Here is a 1,632-nt window from a genome sequence, read left to right on the forward strand (position 1 = left end):
CGCCCGCTCCTACGGCGTCTCCAAAGGCTGGGTGTCCAAGCTGGTCGCCCGCTACCGGGAGCAGGGCGAGACGGCGTTCGAGCCCCGATCCCGACGACCCACGACCTCACCGACCGCGATCGACGCCGAGATCGTCGATCTCATCATCCGCCTGCGTAAACAGCTGTCCGGCCAGGGCCTGGACGCCGGGCCGGACACCATCGCCTGGCACCTGCAGCAGCATCACCAGGTCATCGTGTCCCGGGCCACGATCAGCCGCTATCTGAACCGCGCCGGGCTGGTCACCCCCGAGCCGGGCAAACGACCACGATTCTCCTACATCCGTTTCCAAGCCGAGCAGCCGAACGAGACCTGGCAGGCCGACTTCACCCACTACCGCCTCGCCGACGGCACCGACGCCGAGATTCTCACCTGGCTGGACGACCACTCCCTACGCCCTGTCGGTGACCGCCCACCCTCGCGTCACCGGCCCGATCGTGCGCGACACCTTCCGCCTTGCCTGTGCCGCTCACGGCGTGCCCGCCTCCACCCTGACCGACATTCAAAGTAGGTGGTGCCCTTCCGGTGCTCGCCTCGTCCGGCCGGCGGCCGCAACGCCTTCGAAAGCGAACTACGCCGCCTGCACGTCACCCAGAAGAACTCCACCCCCAACCACCCCACCACCTGCGGAAAAGTCGAACGCTTCCAGCAGACCATGAAAAAATGGCTGCGCGCCCAGCCCGATCAGCCCACCACGATCACCGGCTTACAAACCCTCATCGACCGCGGTGGGGTCACCATGAGTCCCCGCGGCTCGCTGCGTGCCAACCGAACGGGCACACATCGGGCACGCCAGCGTGTGCCTGCCGCTGGTGAGATCGCCAGCGTAGACTCAGAGCATGAGCGCCGGGCATGCGCATGAGGAGCTTCATCACCTGGTTGACCGGCTGTCGCCAGACCAGGCGGGTCGGCTGCTGCGGCTGGTCAAGACGGACCCGGAACTCGCTGAGGCCGCGAGCGAAGGTCCATCGGAACCGGTACGGCGTCGCCGCCTGTCGATCGCGGGGATCGGCGCATCCGGAGAGGGCGATCTGTCAGAACGGGTCGAAGATTTGCTGGCAGAGCGATTCAATCGGTCGGTGTGACCGCTACGCTCCTGGACACAGGTCCGCTGATCGCCGTTGTCGATCGCGATGACATGCACCATGCCTCGTGCGTGCGTCTCCTTGAGCAGTTGGAAGGGCCGTTGCTCCTTCCTTCGACCATCCTGATCGAGGCTGGTTGGACGATCAACAGGCATATGGGATCGGCCGTACATGCAAAGTTCCTTGATCTCGTCACGGAGGAGTTCGAGCTGGTCGAACTGCTCGCCGCTGACGTACGGCGTATGGCCGAACTTGTCCGGCTTTACAGAGACGCTCGTCTCGACCCTGCGGATGTGTCCGTGGTGGCGATCGCCGAGCGTCTGGGGATCACCCAGATCGCGACGATCGACCGGCGCGACTTCGGTCTGATCCGGCCGCAGCATGTGGCGGCGTTCAAGCTGCTGCCGGAGGTGCTCGCTTAGATTCCGGAGGGGCGACGGGAGTTGGACCTGCGCAAGACGATCGCGTGTCCGACCTGCGCGGGTCAGCGCGCCGCCGCCGCGCCCGG

At 66.0% G+C, this 1,632-nt stretch carries 3 protein-coding genes; all 3 read left to right on the forward strand.

Annotated elements, in window-relative coordinates; all coding sequences use genetic code 11:
- Positions 1-550: helix-turn-helix domain-containing protein (locus tag HCK04_RS40170; protein WP_142652754.1), on the forward strand; the 550-nt coding region annotated here is incomplete at its 5' end.
- A gap of 328 nt (positions 551-878) precedes the next feature.
- Positions 879-1,124, forward strand: a complete 246-nt coding sequence (locus tag HCK04_RS40175; RefSeq protein WP_142652755.1) for a hypothetical protein — start codon at positions 879-881, stop codon at positions 1,122-1,124.
- A complete protein-coding gene (locus tag HCK04_RS40180; RefSeq protein ID WP_142652756.1) occupies positions 1,121-1,546 on the forward strand; it encodes a PIN domain-containing protein in 426 nt (141 codons plus the stop codon). The genes HCK04_RS40175 and HCK04_RS40180 overlap by 4 nt, the downstream gene beginning before the upstream one ends.
- Positions 1,547-1,632 lie beyond the last annotated feature (86 nt).

It is taken from the genome of Microbispora sp. CL1-1, assembly GCF_012034195.1.
Taxonomy (GTDB): domain Bacteria; phylum Actinomycetota; class Actinomycetes; order Streptosporangiales; family Streptosporangiaceae; genus Microbispora.

Coding starts and splice junctions, on each gene's coding strand:
- HCK04_RS40175 (WP_142652755.1), top strand. CDS start 879: ATGAGCGCCGGGCATGCGCATGAGGAGCTTCATCACCTGGTTGACCGG.